This is a genomic window from Streptomyces sp. P17, assembly GCF_032436805.1.
In the GTDB taxonomy this organism is placed as follows: domain Bacteria; phylum Actinomycetota; class Actinomycetes; order Streptomycetales; family Streptomycetaceae; genus Streptomyces.
This window is the reverse complement of record NZ_JAVRBF010000296.1, coordinates 1-515: the sequence shown is the minus strand read 5'-3', so window position 1 is coordinate 515 and position 515 is coordinate 1. Positions and strand designations below refer to the sequence as shown.

Sequence of the window (515 nt, the reverse complement as noted above, 5' to 3'; positions counted from 1 at the left end):
CCGATCTTGAAGCGATGACAATCGCTTACTCCGGTCACTTCGCATACAACTATCTCAATGAGAATGTTCCTTGGGAACGGTTGCATGAACTGATGATGGCCCCTGATATGCACTGGATTAACCACCATGCAGCGAAGGGCCACCGTGCCGAGGAAAACATGATCCCCGGTTTTGATATGCTGGTTCTTGATGTGGATGGAACCATGCAACTCGACATGGTGCATGATCTAATGGCTCGCTGGAAGTTCCTGACTTACACGACCAAAAGGCATACCCCTGATGAAAACAGGTTCCGGCTTATTATGCCGATAAATTACCGTCTTAATATGGACAGTAATGAGTACAAGGAACTCATCAATGGGGTGCTAGCTTGGTTACCGTTCGTCTCGGACGAGAGTACCAATCAGCGGTGCAAAAAGTGGATGACCTGTGACAAGGGCTACCACCATTATAATGATGGCGAACTTTTTGACATCTTGCCGTTCATCCCGAAGACCAGCCGCAACGAAGCCCAC

At 48.5% G+C, this 515-nt stretch carries 1 protein-coding gene; it reads left to right on the top strand.

Translation table 11 applies throughout. The annotated features are described in order from the left end of the window. Positions 1-14: 14 nt before the first annotated feature. Positions 15-515: hypothetical protein (locus RMT89_RS40950; protein ID WP_315888834.1), on the top strand; the 501-nt coding region annotated here is incomplete at its 3' end.